This window comes from Pseudoalteromonas sp. SK18, from assembly GCF_001974855.1.
In the GTDB taxonomy this organism is placed as follows: Bacteria; Pseudomonadota; Gammaproteobacteria; order Enterobacterales; family Alteromonadaceae; genus Pseudoalteromonas.
On the sequence record NZ_MTQB01000047.1, the window covers coordinates 1 to 4,649 of the forward strand.

4 protein-coding genes are annotated in these 4,649 nt (G+C 42.0%); all 4 read left to right on the top strand.

Going from position 1 to position 4,649, the window contains the following annotated elements:
* The first annotated feature begins 92 nt into the window (after positions 1-92).
* Positions 93-926 carry a tyrosine-type recombinase/integrase gene (locus BW139_RS17940; protein ID WP_063528612.1) on the top strand — a complete coding sequence of 278 codons (834 nt, stop codon included), beginning with the start codon at positions 93-95 and terminating at the stop codon, positions 924-926.
* Positions 923-2,011, top strand: coding sequence for an IS91 family transposase (locus tag BW139_RS17945; protein ID WP_076920563.1), 1,089 nt, complete (start codon positions 923-925; stop codon positions 2,009-2,011). Before BW139_RS17940 ends, BW139_RS17945 begins: the two co-directional genes overlap by 4 nt.
* A gap of 401 nt (positions 2,012-2,412) precedes the next feature.
* Complete coding sequence (locus BW139_RS17950) at positions 2,413-3,246, top strand: tyrosine-type recombinase/integrase (protein ID WP_063528612.1); 834 nt, start codon at positions 2,413-2,415, stop codon at positions 3,244-3,246.
* The gene (locus BW139_RS17955; protein WP_076920563.1) at positions 3,243-4,331 is read left to right on the top strand and encodes an IS91 family transposase; all 1,089 of its coding nucleotides are present in this window, start codon (positions 3,243-3,245) and stop codon (positions 4,329-4,331) included. Before BW139_RS17950 ends, BW139_RS17955 begins: the two co-directional genes overlap by 4 nt.
* Positions 4,332-4,649 lie beyond the last annotated feature (318 nt).

Genomic DNA, 4,649 nt, shown 5'->3' on the forward strand with positions numbered 1-4,649 from the left:
AAATTGTTGAACTAAGCCGCTACGCGGAGATCCTATTCTTATCATTTGAGCCACACTTACCTTGGGGTTATCCCATAACTTGGAGGTAAGTCATGAATACACTCATTGAACAAGTCAAAACTGAAATAGCCTATCGTGGTTATTCGCAAAGTACATGTAAAAGCTACTGTGAACATTTACTAAAACTCAGTCATTATTTTAATAAACCGCTCGATTCGATTACTGATGAGGAACTTAACGCCTTTTTTAACGATCCTGCGATTCGTAAACTTTCTAGAGCAAGCCAAAAAATACAGATAAACAGTATTTGGTTCTTGTTTAAGAATATTTTACATCGGCCACTTAACTTAGATATTGTACTGCCAAAAGTAAAACTTCGCGCACCCACGTATTTATCGCGCGATGACATGCGACGGCTTATAGAAAGTTGCACCGATATGCGCTTAAAAACATTGATTATGGTGTGCTATGGGTGTGGCTTACGTATTAATGAACTGCTACGCATTAAAGTGCAAGATATCGATGGACAGCGTAAAACTATTTTAATTGAACAAGGTAAAGGGGATAAATCACGCTATGTGGTTGTATCAGACAGTGTGCTGGCTCAATTACGTTGTTACTGGAAAATGTATCACCCAACGGGTTGGATGTTTTACTCGCGATTGTTAATGGATAAACCTATGTCAGCATCAACCTTCAGGAAGCCATTGAGAAAACATGCACAAGCGTGTGGCTTAAAGCACTGTAATCCACATACTTTACGCCATGCTTATGCAACACACCAACTTGAATCAGGTATGCCACTTCATCAACTGCAACATCAGCTTGGCCACAGTGATATTAAAACCACACAAAGTTACTTACATTGGTTACCAGAGTTAGGTCATGGCGGCATTGATTTGCTTGCGAGCTGGAGTAAACAATGAACGCCTTACACCTCGCTGATATTTTAAACTCAAGCCTTGAGAGTTATCGCCAACATCATACGGTGAGTTATCAACAACTGCGCGTGTGTCAGCACCTTCAATCATGCAGAACGGGTCAGCTCGGTTATCAAGCATGGCAATGTGATAGCTGTGGGGAGTCGCAAAAGATTGGATGTAGTTGTCGAGACCGTCATTGCCCGCGTTGCCAAGGCATGGCTACGGCTAAATGGGTGCAAAAACAGCAGGAGGATTTATTACCATGTAGGTATTTCCACCTTGTTTTTACACTCCCGCATGAGTTGAATATCATTGCGCACTACAACCCAAACGCGTTGTATCAGTGTTTATTCAAAGCCACATGGCAAACGCTGAGTAAATTTGCGAAACGAAAGAGGCATGGTCAGTTAGGCATGACAAGTGTACTGCATACGTGGGGGCAAAACTTAGGTCAGCATATCCATTTACACTGTTTGATACCCGCAGGCGCGCTTGATAAAGCGCACTGGCATGAAATAGAAAAAGGCTATTTATACCCTGTAAAAGCGTTATCAACAGTTTTTAGGGGAAAAATGCTCACGGCGCTCAATGAATGCGATAGTTCATTCGCGAAGGTAAGCACGCCAACCAAATGGTGCGTGTATAGCAAAGCCTGTTTAACGTACAGTGAAAAGCTAGTTAGTTACCTTGCTCGTTATACCCGAAAAGGCGTGATGTCAGAATCGCGATTAGTGTCAGCGACTGAAGAAACAGTGAGCTTTAAATACCGCGATTATGCAGATAACAACCGCGATAAAGTCATGACTCTGAGTTGTGATGAATTTTTACGGCGCTACTTACAACATGTATTGCCCAAAGGGTTTATGCGCATTCGCCACTATGGCTTTTTAGCTAATGCGTGTCGCAAGCGAAAGTTAGCATTAATAAGGTCACAAGAATCACACATAGGTAAAGTGGAGAAGCTAAAGACAGAAAACGTAACACTGATACCGCATTGGCCTTGCCAGCATTGTAAGGCAGGTATCTTGCGGTTAATTGGCGTATTCCAGTTATATGAAACAAGGACCAAAGTAGAGCGAACGAGTTAGCAGCTAGGTAGCTGCTTAAAATCAATTAGTTAACCTGCTTAACTGCTCAGGCTATCGGCCTCTGTACGTGTAAAAAATATAATTGCTTATTAAGGCAAATTTAGGTGTAATGAATACATAATAAGCGCTGAGTAATGCAGGGAAAGCTTACATAACACTAGCTAAGCTGATTAAATCAGCTAGGAAAGTGAGAGCCTCCAAAAAGCAAATTCCCATAGCATAAACAACACCAACTCTGACACACCGAGCAGGTAGCGGCTCAGTCCAACAAGCGATTATGCAACACAAACAGCGTGTCGCATAAATACTAAAATGTTGAACTAAGCCGCTACGCGGAGATCCTATTCTTATCATTTGAGCCACACTTACCTTGGGGTTATCCCATAACTTGGAGGTAAGTCATGAATACACTCATTGAACAAGTCAAAACTGAAATAGCCTATCGTGGTTATTCGCAAAGTACATGTAAAAGCTACTGTGAACATTTACTAAAACTCAGTCATTATTTTAATAAACCGCTCGATTCGATTACTGATGAGGAACTTAACGCCTTTTTTAACGATCCTGCGATTCGTAAACTTTCTAGAGCAAGCCAAAAAATACAGATAAACAGTATTTGGTTCTTGTTTAAGAATATTTTACATCGGCCACTTAACTTAGATATTGTACTGCCAAAAGTAAAACTTCGCGCACCCACGTATTTATCGCGCGATGACATGCGACGGCTTATAGAAAGTTGCACCGATATGCGCTTAAAAACATTGATTATGGTGTGCTATGGGTGTGGCTTACGTATTAATGAACTGCTACGCATTAAAGTGCAAGATATCGATGGACAGCGTAAAACTATTTTAATTGAACAAGGTAAAGGGGATAAATCACGCTATGTGGTTGTATCAGACAGTGTGCTGGCTCAATTACGTTGTTACTGGAAAATGTATCACCCAACGGGTTGGATGTTTTACTCGCGATTGTTAATGGATAAACCTATGTCAGCATCAACCTTCAGGAAGCCATTGAGAAAACATGCACAAGCGTGTGGCTTAAAGCACTGTAATCCACATACTTTACGCCATGCTTATGCAACACACCAACTTGAATCAGGTATGCCACTTCATCAACTGCAACATCAGCTTGGCCACAGTGATATTAAAACCACACAAAGTTACTTACATTGGTTACCAGAGTTAGGTCATGGCGGCATTGATTTGCTTGCGAGCTGGAGTAAACAATGAACGCCTTACACCTCGCTGATATTTTAAACTCAAGCCTTGAGAGTTATCGCCAACATCATACGGTGAGTTATCAACAACTGCGCGTGTGTCAGCACCTTCAATCATGCAGAACGGGTCAGCTCGGTTATCAAGCATGGCAATGTGATAGCTGTGGGGAGTCGCAAAAGATTGGATGTAGTTGTCGAGACCGTCATTGCCCGCGTTGCCAAGGCATGGCTACGGCTAAATGGGTGCAAAAACAGCAGGAGGATTTATTACCATGTAGGTATTTCCACCTTGTTTTTACACTCCCGCATGAGTTGAATATCATTGCGCACTACAACCCAAACGCGTTGTATCAGTGTTTATTCAAAGCCACATGGCAAACGCTGAGTAAATTTGCGAAACGAAAGAGGCATGGTCAGTTAGGCATGACAAGTGTACTGCATACGTGGGGGCAAAACTTAGGTCAGCATATCCATTTACACTGTTTGATACCCGCAGGCGCGCTTGATAAAGCGCACTGGCATGAAATAGAAAAAGGCTATTTATACCCTGTAAAAGCGTTATCAACAGTTTTTAGGGGAAAAATGCTCACGGCGCTCAATGAATGCGATAGTTCATTCGCGAAGGTAAGCACGCCAACCAAATGGTGCGTGTATAGCAAAGCCTGTTTAACGTACAGTGAAAAGCTAGTTAGTTACCTTGCTCGTTATACCCGAAAAGGCGTGATGTCAGAATCGCGATTAGTGTCAGCGACTGAAGAAACAGTGAGCTTTAAATACCGCGATTATGCAGATAACAACCGCGATAAAGTCATGACTCTGAGTTGTGATGAATTTTTACGGCGCTACTTACAACATGTATTGCCCAAAGGGTTTATGCGCATTCGCCACTATGGCTTTTTAGCTAATGCGTGTCGCAAGCGAAAGTTAGCATTAATAAGGTCACAAGAATCACACATAGGTAAAGTGGAGAAGCTAAAGACAGAAAACGTAACACTGATACCGCATTGGCCTTGCCAGCATTGTAAGGCAGGTATCTTGCGGTTAATTGGCGTATTCCAGTTATATGAAACAAGGACCAAAGTAGAGCGAACGAGTTAGCAGCTAGGTAGCTGCTTAAAATCAATTAGTTAACCTGCTTAACTGCTCAGGCTATCGGCCTCTGTACGTGTAAAAAATATAATTGCTTATTAAGGCAAATTTAGGTGTAATGAATACATAATAAGCGCTGAGTAATGCAGGGAAAGCTTACATAACACTAGCTAAGCTGATTAAATCAGCTAGGAAAGTGAGAGCCTCCAAAAAGCAAATTCCCATAGCATAAACAACACCAACTCTGACACACCGAGCAGGTAGCGGCTCAGTCCAACAAGCGATTATGCAACACAAACAGCGTGTCGCATAAATACTAAAATGTTA

What these genes read in the sequence shown, in the direction of transcription:
- BW139_RS17940 (WP_063528612.1), top strand. Translation starts at nt 93, where the DNA reads ATGAATACACTCATTGAACAAGTCAAAACTGAAATAGCCTATCGTGGT.
- BW139_RS17950 (WP_063528612.1), top strand. Translation starts at nt 2,413, where the DNA reads ATGAATACACTCATTGAACAAGTCAAAACTGAAATAGCCTATCGTGGT.
- BW139_RS17945 (WP_076920563.1), top strand. Translation starts at nt 923, where the DNA reads ATGAACGCCTTACACCTCGCTGATATTTTAAACTCAAGCCTTGAGAGT.
- BW139_RS17955 (WP_076920563.1), top strand. Translation starts at nt 3,243, where the DNA reads ATGAACGCCTTACACCTCGCTGATATTTTAAACTCAAGCCTTGAGAGT.